General features: G+C 37.1%; 24 protein-coding genes. 7 read left to right on the top strand and 17 right to left on the bottom strand.

Annotation, left to right across the window (positions count from 1 at the left end; genetic code table 11):
• Nucleotides 1-37: 37 nt before the first annotated feature.
• Entirely contained in the window at nt 38-1,480 is a 1,443-nt protein-coding gene (locus NTX65_09350; protein ID MCX6169535.1) for a hypothetical protein, read from the bottom strand.
• Between the two features lie 62 nt (nt 1,481-1,542).
• On the opposite strand from NTX65_09350, the gene NTX65_09345 reads away from it, so the two are divergent.
• The 4 genes from NTX65_09345 (at nt 1,543) to NTX65_09330 (ending at nt 3,947) form a co-directional block, all read left to right on the top strand.
• A complete protein-coding gene (locus NTX65_09345) occupies nt 1,543-2,082 on the top strand; it encodes a GNAT family N-acetyltransferase (GenBank protein MCX6169534.1) in 540 nt (179 codons plus the stop codon).
• Nucleotides 2,083-2,183: 101 nt separating this feature from the next.
• Nucleotides 2,184-2,732: an RNA polymerase sigma factor gene (locus tag NTX65_09340; protein ID MCX6169533.1), complete on the top strand. Its 549-nt coding sequence runs from the start codon at nt 2,184-2,186 to the stop codon at nt 2,730-2,732.
• Nucleotides 2,722-3,276: a zf-HC2 domain-containing protein gene (locus NTX65_09335; protein MCX6169532.1), complete on the top strand. Its 555-nt coding sequence runs from the start codon at nt 2,722-2,724 to the stop codon at nt 3,274-3,276. The genes NTX65_09340 and NTX65_09335 overlap by 11 nt, the downstream gene beginning before the upstream one ends.
• Before the next feature lie 14 nt (nt 3,277-3,290).
• Nucleotides 3,291-3,947: a hypothetical protein gene (locus NTX65_09330; protein ID MCX6169531.1), complete on the top strand. Its 657-nt coding sequence runs from the start codon at nt 3,291-3,293 to the stop codon at nt 3,945-3,947.
• A 44-nt stretch (nt 3,948-3,991) separates the two neighbouring features.
• On the opposite strand, the gene NTX65_09325 is transcribed toward NTX65_09330, so the two are convergent.
• Nucleotides 3,992-7,348 carry a hypothetical protein gene (locus NTX65_09325; GenBank protein MCX6169530.1) on the bottom strand — a complete coding sequence of 1,119 codons (3,357 nt, stop codon included), beginning with the start codon at nt 7,346-7,348 and terminating at the stop codon, nt 3,992-3,994.
• 30 nt (nt 7,349-7,378) lie between these two features.
• Nucleotides 7,379-8,041: a DUF4159 domain-containing protein gene (locus NTX65_09320; GenBank protein ID MCX6169529.1), complete on the bottom strand. Its 663-nt coding sequence runs from the start codon at nt 8,039-8,041 to the stop codon at nt 7,379-7,381.
• Between the two features lie 202 nt (nt 8,042-8,243).
• Here NTX65_09320 and NTX65_09315 point away from each other — a divergent pair, with 202 nt between their 5' ends.
• The 3 genes from NTX65_09315 (at nt 8,244) to NTX65_09305 (ending at nt 11,317) form a co-directional block, all read left to right on the top strand.
• Entirely contained in the window at nt 8,244-9,746 is a 1,503-nt protein-coding gene (locus NTX65_09315) for a M64 family metallo-endopeptidase (protein ID MCX6169528.1), read from the top strand.
• Nucleotides 9,747-9,775: 29 nt separating this feature from the next.
• Nucleotides 9,776-10,300, top strand: coding sequence for a type 1 glutamine amidotransferase (locus NTX65_09310; protein MCX6169527.1), 525 nt, complete (start codon nt 9,776-9,778; stop codon nt 10,298-10,300).
• A gap of 123 nt (nt 10,301-10,423) precedes the next feature.
• Nucleotides 10,424-11,317 carry a diacylglycerol kinase family lipid kinase gene (locus tag NTX65_09305; GenBank protein ID MCX6169526.1) on the top strand — a complete coding sequence of 298 codons (894 nt, stop codon included), beginning with the start codon at nt 10,424-10,426 and terminating at the stop codon, nt 11,315-11,317.
• Between the two features lie 241 nt (nt 11,318-11,558).
• On the opposite strand, the gene NTX65_09300 is transcribed toward NTX65_09305, so the two are convergent.
• The 14 genes from NTX65_09300 to hslU all read right to left on the bottom strand — a co-directional run bounded on the left by NTX65_09300 (nt 11,559) and on the right by hslU (nt 25,895).
• Nucleotides 11,559-12,338 (bottom strand): class II aldolase/adducin family protein, encoded by a 780-nt coding sequence (locus tag NTX65_09300; protein ID MCX6169525.1) that lies wholly within the window; start codon nt 12,336-12,338, stop codon nt 11,559-11,561.
• Nucleotides 12,339-12,356: 18 nt separating this feature from the next.
• A complete protein-coding gene (gene eutM, locus NTX65_09295; protein ID MCX6169524.1) occupies nt 12,357-12,635 on the bottom strand; it encodes an ethanolamine utilization microcompartment protein EutM in 279 nt (92 codons plus the stop codon).
• Nucleotides 12,636-12,689: 54 nt separating this feature from the next.
• Nucleotides 12,690-13,649, bottom strand: coding sequence for a pyridoxal-phosphate dependent enzyme (locus NTX65_09290; GenBank protein ID MCX6169523.1), 960 nt, complete (start codon nt 13,647-13,649; stop codon nt 12,690-12,692).
• A 375-nt stretch (nt 13,650-14,024) separates the two neighbouring features.
• A complete protein-coding gene (locus NTX65_09285; protein ID MCX6169522.1) occupies nt 14,025-14,624 on the bottom strand; it encodes a TetR/AcrR family transcriptional regulator in 600 nt (199 codons plus the stop codon).
• A gap of 119 nt (nt 14,625-14,743) precedes the next feature.
• Nucleotides 14,744-17,488 (bottom strand): valine--tRNA ligase, encoded by a 2,745-nt coding sequence (locus NTX65_09280; protein MCX6169521.1) that lies wholly within the window; start codon nt 17,486-17,488, stop codon nt 14,744-14,746.
• 46 nt (nt 17,489-17,534) lie between these two features.
• Nucleotides 17,535-17,849 (bottom strand): pyrimidine/purine nucleoside phosphorylase, encoded by a 315-nt coding sequence (locus NTX65_09275; GenBank protein MCX6169520.1) that lies wholly within the window; start codon nt 17,847-17,849, stop codon nt 17,535-17,537.
• Between the two features lie 54 nt (nt 17,850-17,903).
• Nucleotides 17,904-19,139 (bottom strand): cysteine desulfurase-like protein, encoded by a 1,236-nt coding sequence (locus NTX65_09270; GenBank protein MCX6169519.1) that lies wholly within the window; start codon nt 19,137-19,139, stop codon nt 17,904-17,906.
• 17 nt (nt 19,140-19,156) lie between these two features.
• A complete protein-coding gene (locus NTX65_09265; protein MCX6169518.1) occupies nt 19,157-19,918 on the bottom strand; it encodes an arginine deiminase family protein in 762 nt (253 codons plus the stop codon).
• A gap of 39 nt (nt 19,919-19,957) precedes the next feature.
• A complete protein-coding gene (locus tag NTX65_09260) occupies nt 19,958-20,320 on the bottom strand; it encodes a hypothetical protein (protein MCX6169517.1) in 363 nt (120 codons plus the stop codon).
• Nucleotides 20,321-20,337: 17 nt separating this feature from the next.
• Entirely contained in the window at nt 20,338-20,835 is a 498-nt protein-coding gene (locus tag NTX65_09255; protein ID MCX6169516.1) for a rubrerythrin family protein, read from the bottom strand.
• A 181-nt stretch (nt 20,836-21,016) separates the two neighbouring features.
• The gene (locus NTX65_09250; GenBank protein MCX6169515.1) at nt 21,017-21,988 is read right to left on the bottom strand and encodes a Gfo/Idh/MocA family oxidoreductase; all 972 of its coding nucleotides are present in this window, start codon (nt 21,986-21,988) and stop codon (nt 21,017-21,019) included.
• A gap of 31 nt (nt 21,989-22,019) precedes the next feature.
• Entirely contained in the window at nt 22,020-22,673 is a 654-nt protein-coding gene (locus NTX65_09245) for an HAD family acid phosphatase (GenBank protein ID MCX6169514.1), read from the bottom strand.
• A 77-nt stretch (nt 22,674-22,750) separates the two neighbouring features.
• Nucleotides 22,751-24,385 (bottom strand): hypothetical protein, encoded by a 1,635-nt coding sequence (locus NTX65_09240; protein ID MCX6169513.1) that lies wholly within the window; start codon nt 24,383-24,385, stop codon nt 22,751-22,753.
• A 145-nt stretch (nt 24,386-24,530) separates the two neighbouring features.
• Nucleotides 24,531-25,895, bottom strand: coding sequence for an ATP-dependent protease ATPase subunit HslU (gene hslU, locus NTX65_09235; GenBank protein ID MCX6169512.1), 1,365 nt, complete (start codon nt 25,893-25,895; stop codon nt 24,531-24,533).

Below are 25,895 nucleotides of genomic sequence, written 5' to 3'. Positions count from 1 at the left end.
TTCATTTTATCCCCTTTTTATATTAATAAAATTACAATTATAAATTATACTTCTTTTCTAAATCTCTTGATCTGTAGCCAAGCCGGCTGTTCTTGGAATCATCAATTGCCGAGATTAAATTCTTTACTTTTTTCTTATCTACATCTTGCCGCATGTAAATATCAATCAAATATTTCATAGTAGTATTTCGGTCCCGCTCATCAGTAGAAGTAAGAAGTTTATTAAAAAACGATTCAGCTTTATTCAGCAAATTATTCTTGAAATAAAACTGCCCGGTTAAAATGTTGAACTGATCTTCAAAACCATTTCCGGCGCCGAATGCGGGTTTAGATTTTATAAAATTTTCAACATCATTTATAGATTTCTCTGAGGCAATTTGAATTGCAAACTCTCGCAGCCATTTAGCCGCGACTGCATTCTTCTTGGTATTTTCAAAGTCTGCTTTATTCCTATCATTCAAAGCCGATTCATATTTTTTAACTTTTGTATAATCGCCCATAAGCCAACTGTTAAACACAATTATATAACGAACCGCACCGCCGCCGCCGCGAGATAACTTCTTTTCATTATCAAGCGCAAGTTCCCCGTATTGAATTGCAAGTTTAGAATCTCCTTTTGCATCATAAAAACGTGCCCGCGCATAATCATCAATCAAATTTTGCTTATCGTTTTTAATTAAACTCTCGGCTTTTTTATAATCCCATATGTTCATTAACATTTGGCAATATGCATTGAGTGTTCGATGGTTGCGTGGAAACCGGTTTAGAAAACTTTCAAAATAAGGTAATGCCGCATATTCATTTCCCTCAAGACTTGAGTAGACCTCAATTAGTGTAAGTGCAGATTGACCAAAAGTAAGTTTTCCTTTGTCGTATGCAAGTTGAAGATGATATAACCCTTTTTCTCGGTCACCGGATAAACCCAAAATGCCTGCAATGAAACTGGTTATTCCGCTCATCCGGTCGGCGTAATATTCTATCATCCCGAGAACTAAATAGGAATCATAAAATTGAGAATCTGATTTTAAAATATCTTCCATCAACGATTTTGCGGTTTTGCCGCTCTTAAAAGCGCTCCACCAGGAACCGTCCATTCCATAAATTCGCGCAGCGTAAGCATAAATAGTACCGAGATAAAATTTGTTTTCTAAGTCTAATTTCGATTCGTCAAATTTATCTAGTACAGTTTCGCAGTAATCAATTATTCCTTTATTGAGTATTTTTCTCCCCTCATCACGTTTGTCCTGGTCAAATTCAGCTACTTTCTGATAGTACTCCAGTATCTTTACATTAATTAGATAGTAATAGTACTTAGGAGAAAGGGGATTTAGCTTGATCTGCTCATCGCATGTTTTTTTTGCTAGATCATATTCTTCGTTAAAAGTTTGGGAAATTATCTTTTGATCTAGAAGCGTAGGTTCAATTGGTTTTGCCGCTACAACTAAAGTGGAAAGCAGTAAAAGAGAAAATATTATTTTCATATAACCCTGTTGCCGACAGATATTAAATAATTTAATTTCATCAGACAAAATAATGAAAAATAATGACGAGTATAATTCTAAAAACAAAAAGACTTGAACTTCTCTCCGGATCGCTGGAACATGCACGAGCAGAGAAGTATGATCAAAAAAGGCTTCCAAAATTGTTAAATGCCGCAATTCCGGATAACTGGCCGCCGCCGTTGAATGATGAGGAATCTATAAATTTTTTCTTAAAGTATCTCGAAGATGATCCGGATGCCGGCGGATTCACATCTTGGTATATTCTTCTTCCGGAAGGAAGTAAGAAAAAAGCAATCGGAAATATTGGATTCAAAGGAATGCCGGATGAAAGCGGGACGGTTGAGATCGGATATTCGATAATGGAAACGCATCATCATAATGGTTATGCATCGGAAGCAGTGGCAGCAATTGTTGATTGGGCATTTTCTCAACCAAAGGTTTTAAGAGTTATTGCGGAAACATTGCCGGAATTAGTTACATCGCAAAGAGTTCTTGAAAAAAACGGGTTTAAATTTATAGGCGAGGGTTCCGAGCCGGGGATAATTAGGTATGAGCTTCAAAACAAAAGGATTAAGACTTAGCAGAGATTTAGAATTTTCATCAAATAATTCGTTTTTATATTCAATTCGACATACAATAAATTTAACCCGGTTACGTTTACAGTTATAGAAATCAGAGTTATATGAGTACAACTCACGAACAAAATTTAATAGAAAAATGCCGTAGCGGAAATACATCGGCTTTCGGTCCGTTAATGCAAATCTATAGACGGCAGTTATTTTCTTATTTGTTCAAATTGAGCGGTGAGCGTACGCAAGCTGAAGATCTTCTTCAGGAAACTTTGATTAAAACATGGAAAGGAATTAAAAAATATTCTGAACGCCAAAAATTTTCATCGTGGCTCTTTACAATAGCGCACAATACCGCAATGGACAATTTGAGAAAACGAAATAATGATTACTTAATTAGCGATGTTGAACCGGACGAGCTGCAAAGTGCGAACGATCCTCATAAAGAATTTATAAAAAACGAAACGAATACATTGATTGAAAAAGCAATTGTGACACTATCTACAAAACAAAAAGAGGTTTTTCTGCTTCGATTATATGGCGAAATGAGTTTTAAGGAAATCTCGGAATTAACAAAAGAACCGCTGAACACCGTTCTCTCTCATATGCATTATTCGGTTAAAAAAATTAAAAAGCTGCTGGGGAATGATAATGAACAATGATGTAAAAGTAATTTGCAAAGAATTTCAAAAGGAAGTCTTTCTTTATTTGAACAATGAATTATCAATTGAAAGACTCGCTTTTTGGAAAGAACATCTTTTGACCTGCAGTGATTGCACATTTGAATTGAAATCGGTCATTCAATTAGCGGACACACTAAGTGAAAAAACTTTAGTCGATGTTGAGAATTCGACATTCAACAAAATGATTGAAAAAGCTATAATTAAGAAAACATGGCTTCATTATGTATTCGGGAGCCGGCGTCGTTTCGATATGAATAGAAGTTTTTACGGTAAAGCCGCTTTAGCCGGTGTTCTTGCAACCGCCGCCATCATTATTTCTATAATTACACATCAATCTATTCCCGTTAAAACGATACCGAAAAATCTGCTAGACTGGGAGGGAACAAATTTTTCTTCTCAGATAGACGATATAAAAACAAGAATGCAGATGATTGATGAAGATAAATGGGATAAAGAAATTATTCTTCTAGATCAGAGATTAGATAATCTGGAAAAAGGATCAGATAAATTTTCGTTTAATTAAAAAGGAGAAATAAAATGAAAAAGATAATTGCATTTTTAACTTTAGTTTTATTTGCAATGCCCTTCGTAAAGAACTTTTCGCAAGAGGAGTCTAGCAATTCCGGCGCAGTAGCCCAGCTTTATAATAATCTAGCTCAGGTATATACAGTTCAGGGAAAGGAAATGAGTAAAGAAGAAGAGGAACGCCTTCTGAAAAACTTATCTCCAGAAATAAAAACCAAACTTGAAGAAGTAAAAAAATTAGATAAGAACAAATATTACCAGCTGTTAAGAGAATCATCTCCATTTTCAGCATTAGTTGTCCCTTCCTTATCAGGTACTTATTCTTATTCAAATGGACACGCGCTTAGTTTATATGAGAATTCATATAAGGAAAGAAATGAAAAAATTAAAAAAGAAAAAGAACTTGAGATAGATGTTGAACTTTATGCGCTCAAGTGTAAAAATGCCGATAAGGCGAATCAGCAGACATTAAAAAAGGAACTTCAATCTTCTCTTAGTCAACTTTTTGACATCAGGGAATCGCAAAAACAAGAAGAGGTAAAACAACTTGAAAAACGTCTCCAGGATCTAAAAGAATCTCTTCAGGCAAGAAAACAAAATAAGGATGAAATTGTACAACGCCGGATTCAGGAATTACTCGGTGATTCAAGATATTTGAGATGGGAATAAATTAATCTTTTGTGGAGACGTATTGTGATGCGTCTCCACGAAAATTATTTGTTAATTTTATCCAAAGCGTCAAAATATTTTCTTATCAAATCTTCGTAGTCTTTCTTATAGCCCTCTTTTATTGCTTTCGTCAATGCGTCTTTTAATTTATTCATGGCTTCATCCGTATTCAATAAATCAGGAGGGGAAGTAATTGAATAATTTTTACCGGTATCGGACTTTCTTTCATTCTCGTAATCGCGCTCGTTCATTGATCTCTGAGCGTCAAGAAGTTTGGATAAAATTTTCTCCTGCTGTTTAACTAAATCGTCGTTCACTTTTTCGGATTGTAGATTAGTAACAACTTCTTTCATCTCATTTAGAATTTTTTCAAGATTTGCCGCAAGGCGCTTCGACTGTCCCGACTCTTTAGCTTCTTGATTTAATTGTTCGAGCGATTTGCGTATTGCTTCCTGCTGCTGAGCAAGCCGCCGCATTTGAGCCATCATCTCTTGCGATAATTGACCTTGATTCATCATCTGGGTTAGCTGGTTAAGATTCATTTGCTGCTGACCGAGTTTCTGCAATTGCTGCATCAAACTCATCATGCCGCCGCCCTGACCGCTTCCATTCAACATCTGGTCCATTGCGCCCTTCATCATCCCCGCCGCTTCATTTAGAGAAGCCATCGCATTCTTTTGCATCTGTGCTGCCGGCGGACCTTGATTGTTCTGTAATGCGTTCATTGATTGCTGCATATCCGACAACGCTTGACCGAGCGCTTTACCCATCTCCGGCGTAATTGCAAAAGTTTTTTGAGAAAGATCACTCATGTTCTTAAGAACCTTGCCAAGGTTATTTTGTATTTCGTTCTGATCGCGCGAATTTTTAGAAAAATTTTGAGAATTGGAACTTGACTGTTCCGTTTCGTTCTTCAACTTCTCTTGATCTTTAGAAAGAGTTAGCAGATCATCAAGAATTTTCATCATATCGGAAAAAGTTTTCATCTGGTTCATTTGCTGCATAGCGGATTGCAATCCCTTCATCTGCTTTCCCATGCTTTTCATATTGTTTGAAAGCTGCTGTTGATTCTGCATTGCGTCGGATTTTTGCATTTGCTTCAAATCATTTTCCGTTTCATTCGAAATCTTTTCGTTATTCTGTTTTTCAAATTCCTTTTGAAGTTTCTCAAGTAGATCTTTCGGCATATCTTTCATTGCACCCATTTTATCATCAAGCTTGTTCATTTCATCATTTAAGTCATTCATATCTTGGGTTACATCACTCTGGCGCGTAGAAAGTTCATACCGCTTCGGCTCATCGCTAAGATTCGATTGTTCCGTTTTATTTTTCAAAGCATCAATCTTGTCCGCGAGGTCTTGTGTACGCTTCAACAGCTCATCTACTTTCTGTTCAATCTGAATTCGTTTAAGAAGATTTAGAGTACGTTCAATACTTTTCTTAATATATTCCTCATTTGCTTTCATTTCTTCCATAGACATTTGAACGTTATCCCGGTTCATACTTTTGAGAGCATCTTGCATCCGTTTGAAAGCATCCTTCATTTCGTCACTGCTCATTTTTTCCAGAAGTTCTTGCAACTCATTGTATTTTTTCAAAGTTTCTTCGGAAAGGAGATTGTTTTTAGTCAAATCATTTTTCATCTCTGAAAGTTTTTGAGAAATTTCATCTACCTTTTTTTCGATCTCTTTAAATTTTTCTACAGCTTTTTCCGCCCGTTCTTTTTCCTGCCAGGATATATCTCTCGAGTTCTGTTTAAGATCGTCTGTGATTTTTTGCATTTCCTGTTTTAACTTTTCTGCTTCTTCAAGAGTTTTTGTTAAATCTTTTGCGGCATCATCTTGCTTGTTCTCGGCTTCACTAAAAAGCTCGTTCAGTGATGGGACCGTAATTGTAAATTGCTGAGTCTTTGCAGATTTAGGACCATTGATTATGTCGTTATCAAACACCTCTAGATAACAAGATAAAATTTCACCTTCCGCGAGAACAAGAGGAGCCAAATCCCAGACGAAATAAACTTCATCTTCTTTTAACTGCGTTGAAATTGTTATCGGAATTTTAGTGAACTCAGTAGCCGGCTGACGATACTTTGAAGCAGAAAGTCTATAGTTTAATTCCATTTTACTAAAGCCGTAGTCGTCTGTAATTTTTGAGACAAGTGAAATTTTTGTTTCCTTTCCAAGCTTAACATTGCTTGAAGGAGCGATGAGCTCAATATTTGGAGATTCATCCGGTAAGACTTTGATTGAGTAATTGATCGGATTTATATTGGCAATTCCTTGTGTGTCCTCAATTAGCATTTGATAATTGAGATTTTTGGAGACAGAAAATTCAACCGTAGACTTGGTTGAAAGTATACTCATCTTTTTATTTGTACTATCGCTGAATTGGACCACGGCATTTGATAATTCTCTTGATGAATTCAATGCAATTTTAATTTTACTGCCCGGAAGAGCCGTTATGTTTCCGTTATCTTTTTGATTTTGTTCAGGCAGCCTGGTATAAGCGGGTGGAGAAATAACCAAATCAAATCCGGTGATGTTTGGCCTATTGATAACGGTTATTTTATAGTTCTCGCTTGAAATGTTTTCCGCTGAAACAGAGTATTCAAAAGAACTTTTCACGGAACGCACTTCATAAATAAAATTACCAAGCGAATCCGGGATTAATATTTTTCCGGAAAATTCCGACTGCTCTTCGGATTTTGCTGAAAGTATTATTTCGGCCGGCAGTTGCCCTATTGTATTTATCCGGATAGTTACATTTTGACCTTTCGCTATTTCAGCGTTTCCGGGTTGAACAACAAATACAAATTTTGGCGGCGGTGTAAAATTCTTGCTGAAATGAATTAACCTATATGCAGCTGAATTAAATCCCGGGATAAACCAAACAATTAATATGGTCAAGAAAGATGCAAATAGACTAATTCTAAAAAATTTTTTCGCTGCAGAAAAATCAACAACCTGCCCGAAATTCAATTTTTCCGTCTTTATATAAACATTATTGAATGCCGCATCAATTAGTTGATTTGAATAATTAGTGTTCTTCTCGTTTAATATTTGAACGGCATTAGCAAGCTCATCCTTAATCTCGGGAAAGTAATTGCCGATCTTTTGGGAAGTCTCTACATAATCCGGATGTGAGTAGTAAATAATATCTTTTATGAACGGGTACACTACATAAAAACCGAACAGCAAGAGGGTAAATGATGCCATCAAATAAAATAGAGCGGTTCTGAAACCGGAATTAAAATTTCCAATTAACTCGAAGAGAACAATTAGAAAAAAAAGAATAAAGACTGCGTCTATAAAAAGAGAAAGTTTTTTCAAACCATCTCTTCGTTTTTCACGCTCAACAACAGAGCGAAGTTTTTTTTGTATTTCGGATAACGAATTTGTCATTCTTATTAATGCTTTAGAGTAAAAAGTTTTTCAATTCATCAATGCCCAAACAATTAAGTTCGTTCCAAACTTTAGGGCTTCTTCCCGCTTCTGCGGCGTATCTTTATGTACTTCCGGATCGGTCCATCCGTCACTTGGATTACTTTCATATGTATAATAAACACAAAGCCGCCCGTTAACAAAAATACCGAATCCTTGTGGAGGTTTCCCATCGTGCTCATGTGTTTTTGGTACACCATTTGGAAATTCATAAAAGCAATGATAAAGTCCGTAGCTAAACGGAAGCTCAGTTAAATCTTTTTCCGGGAAAACTTTTTTTATCTCTCTTCTGAATGCTTTGTCTAAGCCGTAATCGTCATCAACATAAAGAAATCCGCCGTTCTCTAGATATGCCCGTAATTTATTTGCCTCTGAATCTGAGAAAACAACGTTGCCGTGACCGGTCATAAATAAAAACGGATACGCGAAAATATTCCCGCTCGTTAGGTCGACAAATTCATAAACTGGATTTGTTTTGATGTTGGTATTCTGTCCGATAAACTTTAGAAGATTTACTTCTTCAGATGGATCGTTATACCAATCACCACCGCCATTGTATTTTAGCCGGGCGATCTTAAATTTGCTTTCATCTTGTGCTGCTGCAATTGCAGAAAGCATAAAGAGGAAAAAAAATATTTTGTATGTAATGTTCATTCTTCCTGGATTAACTCCGCACAAAATAAAGATTTCATCTTCACTTTGCATAGGTAAAAGAAATAGACCATCGGCTACTAATGGCGGCTATCTCAATTTAAGTTCAGGCTAATTATAATCTGAAGTATCGTTCCGTACCGGGTTAAATTTATTAATCGGAATTCAGTAATTTTACGGCAAGAAAACAAACAAAGAGTCAGCCATGAAATATTTATTTCGTCTTTCAATCTTTCCATTTTTTCTCCTTTCCTTTATTCCCTTTTTCATTCTTTCATCCATTCAAACATACGCACAGCCAAAAAGTTTCAGTGATTACTTTAAAGATCAAACGATGCGGATTGATTATTTCCACATTGGTGATGCAACCAACGAAGTTGTTACGCTTGATAACGTTTATCAGTACGGAATATGGGCGGGAAGCACAAAAAATCTAATAGACAACTTTGATAACGGTGCATATTATTATAAAATTTTTGATGCGGCATCGGGCAAACTTATTTTCTCTCGCGGATTTGACAGCTACTTCAAAGAATATCAAACAAGCGATGAAGCATCGAAAGGAATTAAGCGGACATACCATGAAAGCGCGATCATTCCATTTCCAATTAATAAGATCAAATTCATATTAGAAAAACGCGATAAGCAGAATAAATTGAATGAAGTCTTTTCAACCGAAATTAGCCCCAGCGATCTTTATATAATCAAAGACGCGGTTAAGGATAATGCGGTTAAAGTCTATAAAAGTCATTTCAGCGGCGATCCACACTTAAAGGTTGATGTTGTAATTCTTGGCGACGGCTACTCCGCTGGCGAACAGAAAAAATTTGAAAAAGATTTAAAACGCTACACAAATATTTTTCTCAACCAAGAACCCTACAAAACAAATAAAAATGAATTTAATATTTACGGCATCTTCAAAGCTTCGGAAGAAAGCGGAATTACCGAACCCGGTGCGAACATTTATAAGAATACAACTCTTGGAACAAGATTCTATTCCCTCGGCTCGGAAAGGTACGTGTTGACCGAAGAGAACAAAACATTACGGGATCTTGCGTCGCATGTTCCTTACGACGCAATTTATATTATGTGTAACAGCTCCCGATACGGCGGCGGCGGAATCTATAATTTTTACTGCACGTTCGCAGCGGATAATCAATTCAGTCCATACATTTTTTTGCACGAGTTTGGTCATTCGTTCGGCGGATTGGCTGATGAATACTACACTTCCGATGTTGCTTACAATGAATTTTATCCACAAGGTCAAGAGCCGGTTGAACCGAATATAACACGGCTTCTGGATAAAAATAATTTGAAATGGAAAAATTTAATTACACCCGGAATTAAAATTCCAACTCCATGGGAAAAAGAGAATTATGATAAAATGGATTATGCCTGGCAGACTGAAAGAAGGGAGCTTAATAAACATATTGCAGAACTGAAACGGAATAAAGCGCCACAGAAAGAGGTTGATGCCTCTCAAAATGAATATAATAAAAAAGATAAAATGCATAGTGATGAAGTGGACAAATATTTGATGAGCAGTAAATACTGGAATAAAGTCGGTGCATTTGAAGGAGCAGGCTATTCGGCAAAAGGAATGTACCGTTCTATGCTCGATTGTTTAATGTTTTCAAAGGGAACAAAGCCGTTTTGTAAAGTTTGCGAAGAACATGTTGTAAAAGTGATTAAACATTTTGCAGAATAAAATCTTAATTAGGAAAGAAAGGAATAGAAATGAAAAAACTTGCAGGAAAAAAAATATTAATGTTTGTTGAGGATGCCTACGAAGATCTTGAGTTGTGGTATCCAAAACTTAGACTGATCGAAGAGGGCGCTCAAGTTATTGTTGCGGGTCCGGAAGCTAATAAAATATACCAAGGTAAACATAGTTATCCATGTAAGTCTGATGCATCCTACAACGACGTTGAAGAAGAAGATTTTAGCGGACTTGTAATCCCCGGTGGGTTTGCGCCGGATAAATTGCGGAGAGTTGCAAAAGTGTTGGAATTAACAAAACAGTTTAACGATAACCATAAACTTGTTGCATATATATGTCACGCGGGGTGGATAACAATCTCCGCAAAGATTATGAATGGATATACGTGTACTTCGACACCCGGAATTAAGGATGATATAGAAAATGCCGGCGCAATCTGGCTTGATGAACCGGTTGTGGTCGATAGAAATATGGTGTCAAGCAGAAAGCCGGATGATTTGCCGATGTTCTGTGAAGCAATTATAAAAGTGATGACAAACTAATTTGAAGATTAATTTAAGGCCGAGCGCATCGCGGCCTTTTTATTTTTCAATCCTTGAATGCCAATCAACTAACCGTTAATTTCGAACCCAATTAATCACCATAAATAAAATAAGAATTCACACATGAAAATATTCTACTTGAATAATCCGGCTTCCGGAAATAAAAATGGAATTAAATATTTTTCAAGAATAAAAAATGCCCTTTCTAAAAGGAAAATAGATTTTGATTCTGCCCAAACCGAATATGCCGGGCACGGAACAGAGATTATTAAAAATCTGAATTTCGAAAATTTTGACGGTGTTGTAGTCTCCGGCGGCGATGGGACCATTTTTGAAATGCTGAATGGATATTTTGCAAACGAATCTGCAAAAAGAATTCCGGTGGGAGTAATTCCGATCGGAAGGGGAAATGCTTTTGCTCGTGACCTTGATTTGGTACCCGAGAGATGGGAAGAGGCAATAGACGCAATTCTATCCGGCAGAACTAGAAAAGTTGATGTTGGAGTTTTTACAACCGAAGAAAAGAAATATTATTTTTTAAACATATTGGGATTCGGTTTTGTAACGGACATTGCAGCAATAGCACTCAAACTAAAAATGTTCGGTGACCTTTCGTATATACTTGGTGTGTTATACAGAACGATCGCGTTGGAATCATTCAATCTGCGAATGGAAGTTGATGGAAAAATAATTGAACGCGAAAATGTCTTTACGGAAATCTCTAATTCAAGATATACAGGCAAAGATTTTCTAATGGCTCCTTCAGCTAAAATTGATGATGGTCTGCTCGATGTTACTTTGTTAAATAAATTGAGCCGCATAAAAGTTCTGCAATGTCTTCCAAAAATATTTACAGGCACACATGTTCAGATGAAAGAAGTCGAGACTTTTAAAGTAAAACGGATAAAAATTGAAACTATTCCGGCTAAGATTCTTACACCGGACGGACAATTAATGGGGAGCACTCCGATTGAAGTTGAATGTTTACATGATGCGATAGAAGTATTTATTAAATAATGAATACGTGTTGTGTGAATCAAAAAATATAGTTTAATAAACTGTTGAAACAGTAAAAAAATCATTGTTACAGTGATTAACCCCGCGATTAATCGAGGGGGTTAGAACACAAAACAAAACGTTAGAACCGTTTTAACGGTTTACATCCTAATTCACACAACGGATTAACGAATATAATTTGTACTGTATGAAGCTAATCGGTGCAATGTTTTGAAATGCCTAATAGAAAAATCATTAAGCATTATTTTTGTTTATGAAGTTGCCCCAAAATCTCATCTGTAATTTTCTTTATTAATTCTTTATTTGGAATTTCTGTCTTTTCCTTGGCACTAAACGATTTTGCATCTTCAGTTTGCGGCGCACATGCCGCTGTTGTTGTCATTCCAAATTTCTCCCGCTGACTTATTAATTTTGCTATTTGCTCTTGAGGAAGAATATTAATTTTTCCTAATTGAAGTGAAACAAAAATTATGTTGGCAAAGTGTTCGACCGTTTCCATTTTGTGATATGCGCTTAAAATGTCTTTTCCAACAGTAACCACGCCATGGTTTGCCAGAAGAAATGCATCGTGTTGTTTTAAATATTTCATCATTGAATTGAAATACTCACTTGTTCCCGGAGTGCCGTATTCTACTAACGGAACAATGCCGAGTGAAATAATTACCTCGGGCAGGACGCACATATCGAGAGGAATGCCTGCGACTGCGAATCCGGTTGCATAGATTGGATGTGCATGGCAGACACTCATTACATCGGATCTTTCTTTATAAATTTGCAAATGCATCGGAAGTTCGGAGGAAGGTTTTTTATTTCCGCTCAAAACAGCGCTTTCAAGATTTACTATTATCAAGTCGGATGCGTTTATAAATCCTTTGCTAACGCCGGATGGAGTTATTAAAATTTTATTTTCGTCAAGACGCACACTAATGTTGCCGTCGTTAGATGCAACGTATCCCCTTGCATACATTCTTTTCCCGACTTCTATTATCTCGTTCTTAAGTGAATATAAACTCTGTCCCAACTCAAATCTCCGTAAAAATTATTTTGTTGAGGGAAGAATCATTTCAACATCGCTATGTGGACGAGGAATGACATGAACAGAAACAAGTTCGCCAACTCTTTGGGCTGCTGCTGCGCCGGCATCTGTAGCTGCTTTTACTGCACCAACATCTCCGCGTACCATAACGGTTACGTACCCGCCGCCGATTGTCTCTTTGCCAATTAATTTTACATTTGCTGCTTTTACCATAGCGTCGGCAGCTTCAATTGAGCCGATAAGTCCTTTTGTCTCAATCATACCTAATGCTTCTAGCGTCATTTACAACTCCGTAATTACTTATATATTTTTCTTTTAATGATTTACTTATTGTATCTATTTGACCCACGGAAGTTTGTTCAAATCAACATTTCCACCAGAAAGAATTAAACCAACCCGCTTACCAAGAAATTTTTTCTTGTTCTCTAAAACCACTGCGAGGGGAACCGCGGCGGAAGGTTCAACAATAATTTTCATTCTTTCCCAGATCATTCTCATTGCAGAGATAATAGTTTCTTCTTCGATTGTAATTATTTCGCTTACATTTTTCTGAATAATAGAAAAAGTTTTTTCGCTTAGTTGAGTAAGCAAGCCATCGCAAATAGTTTTTGGATTTGTAGATGGTTGAATGGCGCCTTCTTTTAATGATCGGAACGCATCGTCTGCACCTTTCGGTTCTGCCCCAATGACTTTTGTATTGGGAGAAAAATATTTTGCGCTCAAGCAAGTTCCGCTTAATAATCCGCCCCCGCCAACCGGAGAAATTACGAAATCCAATTCTCCCAACTCTTCAAAAATTTCTTTTGCACAGGTCGCCTGTCCGGTAATAATTGTGTAATTATCGTAGGGATGAACAAACGTGGCTCCAGTTTCTGCGACAACTTTTGCAAGAGCTTCTTCCCTTGCGCTGAGTGTCGGTTCGCAAAAAATTATTTTAGCACCATAGCCTTCAACTGCTATCTTCTTAATTTGCGGAGCGGTGCGCGGCATTACAATATACGCGGGAATGTTTCTCATCTTTGCTGCAAGCGCCAACGCGGCAGCATGATTGCCGGATGAATGCGTTGCAACACCTTTTTTAAAATCCATTTTGGGCAGAGATAATACAGCCAGGCTTGCGCCTCTATATTTAAATGCGCCGACTTTTTGAAAGTTTTCACATTTGAAGTAGAGTCTACATTCTAAAATTGCATTTAATGATTTAGAAGAAAAAATAGGCGTACGGTGAATTCTGTTTTGTATCCAATCGTGTGCTTGAATAATGTTATGTTTGTTGGGTTCGTATTGAAGAAACATATTACCTCCATTTATCATTCTAAGCATCAGTCTCTACAACTGTCAACAAATTGGATCTGGGAATGATTCATTTTGAATCCAACCCCGCCCAATTGTTAATTAGAATGACACAGCAAATTATTTTTATAATCCCCGGCGTAAGTATAATTCAGTTCTGTGTACTGCAATTAGATCTTTGTAGAACAACTTTTCACTTTAGTTACTGGATGCGACATAAAGCTTATTTTGTTGGCTCTTTCTCAAAAACAACATGTTCAAAAATCTCTTCACTTAAAATAAAATAAAATTGGAGAAAAGATAAAGAGCAGTTGAAGTGCTTTGCTAATTTTAATTTATTACACGACACAAAGCCAAGAAAGTTTCATTAAAAGGCTATTATATTTTTATTGCCTCCCAGAAAAACTCAACATGTTTATTAGCTTTTTCTATTACACTATTTATGTTTATGGCGTCATCGGAAGAGAGATATTCAGTTCGGAGAAGAAAAAGATTTGCTGTAAATTCTTCCGCCAAAAGACCCGGTTCCAACGGCTTAATGATTTTTGTCTTAACCATTTCCCCAAAGATCAATCTGCAAATTTCTCGGAGCTCACTTAGGTAATCGGTAGTAGAAAGTTCTTTGTTGCCAACACGCGTAAACTGTTCCATTAGAAGAATCCGGATGAATTTTCTTTCCGTCGGACTGTTCCAATGTTCGATTAGTCGCTTCGCAAACTTTTTAAGAAATTTTTCCGGATTAATAACTTCATCCAGCAAATCATCACTAAGGATTTCTTTGCTAATTGTCTTTACTCTAAAAGAGGAAAGGATTGCAAGAAAAATTTCTTCTTTGGATTTATAATGATTGTAGATTGCGCTTTCACGAACTCCTACAGAACGAGCAATCTGCCGAATTGATGCACCCGAATAGCCGTTAATAGAGAAGAAATCAAGGGCAGCGTTAAGTATTTTCTCTTTTGTATTTGTAAGTTTCATTGAACTCAAATGTTTAATGAACGTACGTTAATATAGAGAATAGGTTCCGTGAAGTAAAGAACCATAAGATTCTAATCCGAAGAATTGAGAGAATGCTTATTTAGAGAGTTTTTCTAGTTCTAGTTAAGATCTTCTAAAATTGATTGAAGTTTTACCAACGACTTTTCCCAGTCGGCTAACTTTGTCTTTTCCTTATCAATCACATCTGCAGGAGCTTTTGCAACAAATGCTTCATTCGAAAGTTTTTTGCGGACATTTTCAAACGAAGATAACAGGCGAGCAATTTCTTTTTCGATTCTGGCACGCTCAACATTAAGATCGATTAAACCTTCGAGCGGGATGAAAATATCGCAGCCCTTCACAACGGCAGAAGCGCTCGCTTTCGGTTTGAGCATTTTAGAATCAACGGTAAGTTCATTAATTCTTACAAGTGACTTCATATATCTTTCTTGTTCCGGCGTCACGGCGCTGCTATTCAAAAAAACATTAATCTGTTTTGACGGAGGAAGATTCATTTCGCCGCGAATGTTTCTGATTGCCGTTACAACGTCCTGTACAAATAGAATTTCTTCTTCGGCGCTTTTATTAATCAGTTTTTCATTGAACTGCGGGAAAAGAGAAGTAGAAATACTTTCGCCGTCTTTTCGTTCATCGAGCAATTGCCAAATCTCTTCTGTGATAAATGGCATGAATGGATGAACGAGTTTGAGCATTTCTTCATACAGAGAAATTGCGCGAGTAAGTACTGCCGATTTTACTTCCTCATCCGCGGAATACAAGCGCTGTTTTGAGAGTTCAATGTACCAATCGCAGAAGTCGTTCCATACATAAGAGTAAACAATTTTGGATGCATTGTTAACTTCGAATTTATCAAAGGAGTCGTTCAGTTCTTTAAGTGTAGTCTGAAAGCGGGACATGATCCAGCGGTCGGTGAAATCAATATGTTTTTCTTTCAATGCCGGATTCAGTTTAATGCCAGGTGTTCCGTCGGGCCGCGATGCAAGATTCATTAATAAAAATCTTCCGGCATTCCACATTTTGTTGGCAAAGTTTCTTCCAATTTCACACTTATCGCTGCTGAACATAACATCCTGCCCGAGCGGCGCTATATAAATTATTGTAAATCGAAGGGCATCGGCACCGTATTCATCAATAAGATCAAGTGGGTCGGGCGAGTTGCCAAGAGACTTGCTCATTTTCTTCCCTTGCATATCGCGAACAAGACTTGTTAGGTAAACATCTTTAAATGGAATTTGCTTTTTAAAATGGAGTCCGGCAATTATCATTCGCGCAACCCAGAAGAAAATAATATCAGGTGCTGTTACAAGAAGATCTGTTGGGTAATAATAATCTTGGTCTCGTTGATTTGTAAAAACATCCTGAGCCCACAACCAGCTTGATGCCCACGTATCTAAAACATCTTCTTCCTGATGCCAATTCTCAATGTCCCTCGGCGGTTCGACTTCGCAATAAATTTCTTGTGTGTTTTTATGATACCAAACCGGTATGCGATGTCCCCACCATAACTGACGCGAGATACACCAATCGCGTATTCCCGACATCCAATGTTCGTAAGTCTTAACCCAATGACCGGGATGAAATTTAACTTTTCCATCGAGCACAACTTGAAGAGCCGGCTTACAAAGATCATCCATTTTCATAAACCATTGTTCCGACAGATACGGTTCGATAGGCACATTACCGCGTTGAGAGTAGCCGACCTTATTAGTATAGTCTTCAATTCTGTGAATCGATCCAAGTTGTTCAAGACGTGCAACAACTTTAGCTCTGGCTACATAACGGTCTAATTCCTGGAATTCCTGCGGTACGTTTCCGTTTGTTGATGCGTCTTCATTAAATATATTTATGATCTCAAGTTTATGGCGCATTCCCATATCGTAATCGTTCACATCATGTGCGGGTGTAACTTTAACTGCACCAGTCCCGAATCCCTTGTCAACATATTCATCAGCAAAAAGCGGAATCTCTCTGCCGATAATCGGAAGAATTATAGTCTTACCGATGAGATGTTTGTATCGCTCATCTTCCGGATTTACTGCAATTCCGGTATCGCCGAGCATTGTCTCGGGTCTCGTGGTTGCAACAATTACAAACTCATTCGAATCCTTTACCGGATATTTTAAGTACCAGAGTTTTCCTTGAACTTCTTTGAAAAAAACTTCTTCATCGGAGATTGCAGATTTAGAAGCCGGATCCCAATTAACCATTCTATAACCGCGGTAAATCAATCCTTCTTTATAGAGTTGAACAAATGCTTCAATTACTTTTTTATAATAATGATCATCCATCGTAAAACGTTCACGCTGCCAATCGCAGCTAACGCCCAGTTTACGTAACTGCTGAAAAATTATTCCGCCGTATTTTTCTTTCCATTCATAACAATGTTTTAAATACTCTTCGCGCGAGATATCGTCTTTAGTAATATTTTTTTCTTTAAGTAACGCAACAACTTTAGCTTCCGTAGAAATTGAAGCATGGTCAATTCCCGGTACCCAGCATGCGTTAAATCCTTTCATTCTTTTGTAACGAATGAAAATATCTTGAAGAGTGTTGTTAAGTACATGACCGATATGAAGAATGCCAGTAATATTCGGCGGGGGAATTACAATTGTGTAAGGAATTTTGTTTTCATCAACTTCAGAATGATATAGTTTATGATCTTCCCAGTACTTATACCATTTGTCTTCGGTCTCTTTGGGATTGTATGCTTTCGGAATCTCTTCAAAACTCTTCGGATGCATCATTGCTCTAAATTTTCTAATAATTGAATGCAAATATAAATAATTCTTGGCGGGAATGCGCTTTGGATGCAATAGATTAATGGAGGAAAGGGTGCCATGCATTTATTTTCGAAGGTACCACCAAATAACTAAATTCTATTTTTACGGCTTATTTTAAGTATGAACAACAATAATCCGTAAGTGTTTTTACTTTTAAACTGAATTTGGATTGTGCCGGGACCTCGAACGATTCTCCCCCTTTTACTTCTAACCAAGTACTTCTATTAGGAAGAAGAACATTCAACTCGCCTGCAAGAATTTCCATCAGTTCTTTATCGGCTGTTCCGAATTCGTATTCGCCCGGACTCATTATTCCAAGTGTTTTTCTTGAACCGTCTTTAAAAAAAACCGTTCGGCTAGTAACCTTTCCATCAAAATAGACGTTTGCTTTTTTTATAACGGTAACATCTTTGAACTCAGTCATTATTTTCCTCTTATTAAAAAACGATTTTGAAAATCAGAAAGAATTAAAACGAATTTATAAAATTCTTTCAAAGACATTTATCAATTTATCAACTTCTTCCAACGAGTTGTAATGAACCAAACTTACACGTACAACTCCATTTTGTTTTGATAATCCGAGATCATCAACTAAACGTCGCGCATAGAAATCACCGTAACGGATTCCAATCTTATGTTCATCGACTTTCAGCGTAATGGAATCGCTAATTCTGTCTTTAACTACGAATGAAATAGTTGGAACACGTTTATTTCTATCTTCCTTGGTCTCACCGATAATTTTAATATTGGATTTTGAATTAAGATAATTTAGTACCCGATTTGCAAGCACTTCTTCATGCTCGGCAATTAAATTATAAGCGAACGCAATATTTTCTCTAAATGTTTTATTCTTATAATTGTGTGCTTCTGCAAATGCATTGAAATAATTTTTTATTCCAAATAAACCGTAACTAAGTTCATAGTTCGGGCTTCCGGGCTGAAATTTGTAGGGAATATTATCTTGTTCAATAAAAAAGTGGCTCATGCCAGGCATATTTAGCAGCAATTTTTTCTTTCCGTACAGCATCGAAATATGCGGTCCAAATACTTTATAGAAACTAATCGAATAGAAATCTACATCTGTATTCTGAACATCAATTAATCGATGCGGTGCATGCGCAACGCCGTCAACACAAATTAAAGCTCCGTATGAATGAACCAATTCAGCAATTTCTTTTATCGGGTTCAGCGTTCCCAAAATATTTGAAGTATGAGTAACGGCAACCAATCTTGTTTTCCCGGTCATCAACTTTTTCAGATCATCAAGCTCCATTCGGAATGTATCTTGATTGATTTTCCACCATTTGATTACCATTCCCTTCTTTTCCAACTCAACCCAAGCACCAATATTGGCTTCATGATCACAGTTTGTAACAACAATTTCATCACCCGGTTTAAATGTCTGACTGATACATAGAGCCAAAATTCTGATCAGCATTGTTGTTGAAGGTCCGAGTATAACTTCCGAATGATCTTTCGCGTTTATAAATTCGGCAACAAGTTTATGTGCATCGGAAACGCGGTCAGTTGCAATTTTAGAAATTTCATACGAAGCACCGAGTTGAACATTTGAATGGATTAGATACTCACTTATTTTATTAACAACAGGCTCTAAAATTTGTGAACCGCCGGCATTATCCATGAATGTCCATTCACCGGAAAGAGCGGAAAACTGTTTTCTAACAAATTCCAGATTAATGTTTGAGTCGTTCATAATTTTATCCGTGTGATTTAAAATCTTAAAGAAAGGCAGCTAAGACCGCCGTCAAGTTTTCTAAATTCGGAAACATCAATTTCTATTGTACTATACCCGGCACTTTCAATTGCAAGTCTTGATTTAGGATAACCCATTGGAACCAGAACAGTACCGTTTATCCAGACACAATTTGCAGCGTAGCTTTCATCTTTTTCAATTTTGATGAGAGTATATTTTTGAAATTCCGGATTTTCCAAAAATTCTCCACAGGCAACCATATTATTATTTTCGAGGTAAGCTGCACCGGTTTTTAAATGAAGAACCTTTTCTAATTTAACAACCGAACCGGTTGATCCGTAACGGTTCAATATTTCGATAAGCTGACGCGCCCCTTCTTCATTTGTTCTTTTGGATAGACCTATATAAAAATGAGTGCCAACCATCATTACATCGCCGGACTCAAGTGTTCCTGGAGAATTTATTCTTTCAACTATTGAATAAAAATTTTTAAGTGTCTCTTCAATTAATTTCGTCTCGCCTTTTCTTGATGGCGCGCCTGGATTTGTAATTACCGCAAAATCTCCTGTCAAAAGCGCCGCATCTTCAATAAATGTTGAATCGGGATAATCGTCATTTGCGCCGAGAGTAATAACCTCTAATCCGCAATCCGCTAGCGCGTTAACATAATACAGATGCTGAATAACCGCCTTATTATAATCGGGCAAACCCAGATTTGCTGTTGTTAATCCCCTTGTGATGTTCTTGCAAGGTAAACAAACAATTGCTTTTGAAAACACCAAAAGTATCTTTCCTTATTTAAACACAACATAAATTTGTCAATCAGTTTTTCCGCCGCTGTTCCGCCACCTGATAAGCAGTATACCGAGAAGAATGCCTAATATTATAATTATAAAGTTCGCGATATAAATTTCAACATTTATCGACCAGAGCACCGAACGAATTCCTCCCAGTAAAAAAAAGAGCGTGAACCATAGCTCGAATCGTTGTGCCTTTTGAGAGTTGATTTTATCCCGTCTAGCCAATAAAAACATAATTAGGGAAATTGATAAGAAGAGGAAAGCTTCCGCGGCAACAATTAATTGCATTCGATCATAAAAAAAGATGCGGATACAGAAATCCAGCACAAGAGCAATCACCAGAAGGATGATTGCTCTTTTATACTTGAATAAAGAAATCATAAACCCTCGTATTGGCATCAGACCTTTACATATTTCGATGCGAGTGTTCCGCATATCGGGCAATTTGATTCCGGTTTTCCAAATTCAATATGTCCGCAAACCGGGCATAAATAGATTTCGCTTACATCCAGATCCTTTCCCTGCTCGGCGGCTTCAAGTGCCAGTTTATATAATTCTGCATGAACTCTTTCGGCATCGAGTGCGTACTTAAACATTCGTTGCGCTTTATTATCATCTTCAACCGCTTGATCATGCATCGGAGGATACATTTCCGTATACTCGTAAGTCTCACCATCAATTGCGGCTTTTAAGTTTTCAATTGTTGAGCCGATACCTTCCAAAGCAATAAGATGTCCTTCCGCATGAATTCTCTCCGCTTCTGCCGCGGTTCTGAATAATTTTGCGATGTTGGCAAATCCTTCTTTCTCTGCCTTCTTTGCAAAAGCACGATATTTTTGATTCGCCTGGCTTTCACCTGCAAATGCTTCTTTTAGATTTTCTTGAGTAGTTGCCATTGTTTTTCCTATATAGATTGTTAAAAGGGAATTTGCATTTTTGATAAGCTAGATAAATCACAATTCAACTTACTTAAAAAGCCGGATAAAATAAATTGATGGAAAAGATTGGCGGGCTTAAATAAATTTCACTTGGGTGGATATTATAAATGAAATCTAATTTTAATTTCTTGACTGAAGATTACAATCGTCCAAGAATTTTATCGAGCACCCAGCTTGTTGATGCTCCGGATCTACCGGTGCTCGGGCTTTTCCCAATTCCCAATAATTCATCAACTACATTCTGAATTAGAGGTTGGGCAACATGTTCAGGATGTTTTACGTAAAACTCTTCTGCTTTTCCTTTTCTGATTAATACAATTGGAGAATCGGTAAAAGTTGAATAAATTATTTTTCCCTCGGAACCAACAATTCCCGTTTGATCTAAATCGTCATCAGAGGTAAAACACCAATTGCCCGCTCCTTGAACACCGGATTCAAATTTGAATAGAGCACTAATCAAATCTTCTGCACTATAAAATTTCCCTTGATTTGTTGAATATCCCTCGGCGGAAATAATCGGTCCTAAATAATATTGTAAAAGATCAATCATGTGAGAACCGAGATCGCAAAAGTAACCGCAGCCGGCAATCGAAGGATCGACGCGCCAATTGTAAATTCTATTTTTATCACTTTCAGATGGAGGCTTGCTAAATTGAATATTTACAAATCGAACTTCGCCGATTGCGCCGTCATCAATAAGAGATTTAATTTTTGCAAATCTTGGCAGCGCTCTTCTATAATAAGCAGTAAATAGGGGAACATTTGCATCTTCACATGTCTTCACCATTTCAACACATTCGGAATAATTTAGCGCCATCGGCTTTTCGACATAAACCGGTTTACCGGCTTTGGCAACAGCCAGCGTATATTTTTTATGTGACGATGGAGGTGATGCAATGTAAACAGCATCTATATTAGGATCATTAATTAGCTCATTGGCATCATCATACCATTTAGGGACATTGTGACGTATTGAATAATCTTCTGCAAGCTTTCCGTTTCGACGCATAACCGCGATCAATTGCGATCCGGCAGCTTTTTGAAAACCAGGACCGCTTTTAATTTCCGCGACGTCTCCGCACCCCAGCATTCCCCATCTAACTTTTTTCATGTACTTTTTAATTTATTGAAAAATTTCAGTTCTAATCCAATATATAAAGGTAGTTCGGGAGTTTAATTTCATATCCGGAATTACCGCCGGCAAAATCGTCTGGCTGATCACCGACCGAAGCAATAATCTCGTAACCTTTTCTTACGAGCTCATTTCTTTTTTGCGACTTGAAAGATACTGTAGATAATTTACGTTCACTTTCCGAACGTACAATCAGTGTATCGAATTTTGTGTAACCCTGTTCGATAAGATTTTTTCTTGTAGGATCCAACATTTCGGCTTCGCGTCCCGATAGAAAAACAACATGAATATTTTTTGATATTAGGTAATCATAGAGCCGTTTTGTGCTTTTGATTGCCGGGGCTATCCCTTTTTGCTGCCAGTCATTCCATGATTTGTATATATAGCCGAATCCGATCTCTTTTGTATATTGATAATTTGAAAGAGCGGTTTCATCAATATCAAAAACAACAACGGATTTTTCGCTTATTTTTGTTTTATTCAGATAACTGATGGCATCGTCAATTATCTTGGAACATTCGCGGTCGTGACTGCCGGATTCATAATACTCTTGCACAGTTTTCTTTGCCGCACCCAGATTCACTAATTGAGTCTGATCTGTAGCCGTGCAGCTAATGATTACGAATCCAAGTAAAGTTGCTATATAGATAATTGGCGATTTCATTTTTTTATTAATGCTTTTTAAAAACAATGATTAAATATTCGGTTGGAAATATAATTAACTATAGAAGAATTCTTCTTTCATTTTTCTATTAATTTATGTGCACCATCAACTATTGATTCCGGATAACCGACGTATTTTAAAAGCGCAATAGCATTTTTGCTGTTGGATTTACCCGGATGAAGTTTGTAATCAAAGTATAGACTGGTTTCCGTCATAGTTTCCTTAAAGTGAAAATTCCGGTAGCTCGCGCTTAGAATGTCGGTTAATTGAAGATCGTGTGTGGCAACTATTACAAAATCTTTATCGTTATGCAAATAATTAAGTACCTCAATTGATGCCGCGGTTCTTTCAACTGAATTTGTGCCCCGGAAGATCTCATCAATTAAAAATAAATGAACGCTTCCATTTTTTGAAGAATTAATGATTCTTAAAATTGATTCGACTTCCGACATATAATAACTTTTTCCGTTAATCAGATCGTCGCTTCTTTCGATTGACGACATAACATTAAGAAACGGCGCTTCATATTTTCCCGCAAAGCACATATTAAAAGATTGCGCGAGAATTGCATTCACGCCAAGTGTCTTAAGAAAGGTAGATTTGCCGGACATGTTCGATCCGGTGATCAGAAAACATTTTGTGTCAAAATTAAAATTATTCGGTATTGGATTAATAACCAGCGGGTGAGAAATTTTATCTACTATAAATATTCCCGAATCAGAAAATTCCGGGTGTGAATAATTTGGAAATTGTTCTCTATAAGAGGCAACAGCTATAAACGCATCGAACGAACCCATAATTTCGAAAAGGTGCTGCAAATTTTTTATATTTTTTTTAAGGTTATCAATAGCAGTATAGAAGGTTGTTATTGAAGAGAGGGTGTACAAATTGTAATAAACTGCAAATGCATTAGTTGAGTCGTCAAATTGTAAAGAATAAACTTTTTTCCCAATCTTTTTAGCGTGCTTTAATTCGGCCTTTAATTCAATTCTAATATCGTTAAATTCTTCCGGCAGCAGACTTGCAATTTTATGAGAGATCCCAATCAACTCGCTAAGATATTTGAAAGAAACAACGAACTGGGAAAGTGTTTTTTCATACAAGTTGTAAATAGTAACGTTAACTACAAATATGAGCGCTATAAATCCCCAATGAATAAAATTGAGTAGAACCAACGCTGGAATCCAAATGCTTAGCGCGGATAAAAGATAAAACAAAAAATAATATTTCGGTTTTTCCGGAATAGGGTGCCATAAAGAATAAGCCAAATTTTTTACGGGAATTTTTGCCAATCCTAAAAGTGCAATCTGAATGTCTTGCCGTAAAGAAACATTTTGTGAAAGTGCAGAAATTATTTTTTCTCTTTTGGTTAACTCTTCTGAATTTGTTCTGGGGTGTTTCAACATATCATAAAGAATTTGAGAACCGATGGGTGTAATCGTTCTGTTTAATATTTTGAATAATTCATTTAGATCTAGATCTTTCCATGTCTCTTCGTCGATAGAATAAATGTCTTTGGCTTCTCTTTGTTGATTATACCGGGAATAAAGTTTGGCTGTTTCCAGATCATATGGCGATTCGGGAAACTTGCCCCATGTTTCATTAATCTTTTTAATTAATCTCTTTCTGTTGAGATAGACTGAGGCCTTTACAAAAACTGCTATTAGGAAAATCGTGGTAAGAAAATATATTAGATTAGTTAATGAAGCCATATTGTGAGAAGCCCCGGTGTTATATTAAAAGAGATTGCCTCAAAAGTAGTTTATCAAAAATAAATCTGCGAAAATCAGTTATATCTGTGTTATTGGTGGTCTATTTTTGATTAAATAAGTACTCTTGAGACAGCCTCTCTATAATCTACAAAATATATTTACTCAAATCTCTGTTCTTAACAATCTTATCCAATTTCAGGTTTACCATTTCACCGGTTATTTCAATTTTTCCTTCCGGCATTTTATCCGGAACCTCAAAGAGAATATCTTCAAGCAAAGTTGTAAGAATTGTATGAAGTCTTCTTGCGCCGATGTTTTCAACCTGATCATTAACTGCCGCGGCGGTTCGTGCTACTTCTTTAATAGCATCATCCTTAAATGAAATGTCTACACCTTCTGTTTGAAGCAACGCGGAATATTGTTTAAGAAGCGCATTCTGTGGAAGAGTTAGAATTTTAACAAAGTCATCTTCGCTCAAACTTTTTAATTCAACACGGATTGGAAATCTACCTTGAATTTCCGGAATCAAATCGCTTGGCTTCGAAACGTGGAATGCGCCCGAAGCAATAAATAAAACATGATCAGTTTTAACGGGACCGTATTTTGTGTTTACAGTTGAGCCCTCTACAATTGGAAGAAGATCGCGCTGAACACCTTCGCGCGAAACATCCGGTCCTTGCTGGCTTTTTGCGCCGGCGATTTTATCAATTTCATCAATAAAAACAATTCCGGATTCCTGCACGCGTTTAACGGCTTCGCGCTGGACTGCTTCCATATCAATCAATTTTTCTGCTTCTTCCTGTGCAATCAATTTTCTCGCTTCACGAATTGGGGTTTTGCGTTTCTTCTTTTTCTTTGGAATCATTGTACTCATCATCTCCTGCAGATTCATTGTCATATCATCCATTCCCATCGGCCCGAGTACCTGCATTCCAAACGCAGGCGCTGTTGTATCAAATTCAATTAACTTATCGTCCATCTCTCCATTACGGAGTTTCTCGCGCATCCACTCACGCGTTTTTTCATTTCGCAATTCTTCGGTTTCGCCGTTCTCTTCTTCAACCGCATTTGATTTTTTTACAGGAGGGATCAATTGATCTAATATTCTTTCTTCTGCCATGCGCTCTGCTTTCTCAAGAACCTCGGCAGTTTTTTCAGCACGCACCATGCTGACGGATAGTTCCACAAGATCACGTATCATTGATTCAACATCGCGGCCGACGTAACCGACTTCCGTATACTTCGAAGCCTCAACTTTTATAAATGGCGCGCCGGAAAGTTTTGCTAGGCGGCGTGCGATTTCTGTTTTGCCGACACCCGTTGGTCCAATCAAAATTATATTGTTGGGCATAATTTCTTCTCTCATGCTCTCATCAACCTGCTGACGGCGCCATCTATTTCTTAGGGCGATTGCAACTGCGCGTTTAGCATCATCCTGTCCGATGATATATTTATCCAGTTCTGTTACAATTTGTGTTGGAGTAAGATCTTTCATAACATTCTTCTTCAT

Source organism: Ignavibacteriales bacterium (genome assembly GCA_026390795.1).
Classification (GTDB): Bacteria; Bacteroidota; Ignavibacteria; order Ignavibacteriales; family Melioribacteraceae; genus Fen-1258.
The sequence above is the reverse complement of the archived record's forward strand: the minus strand, read 5'-3'. Positions and strand labels throughout refer to the sequence as shown.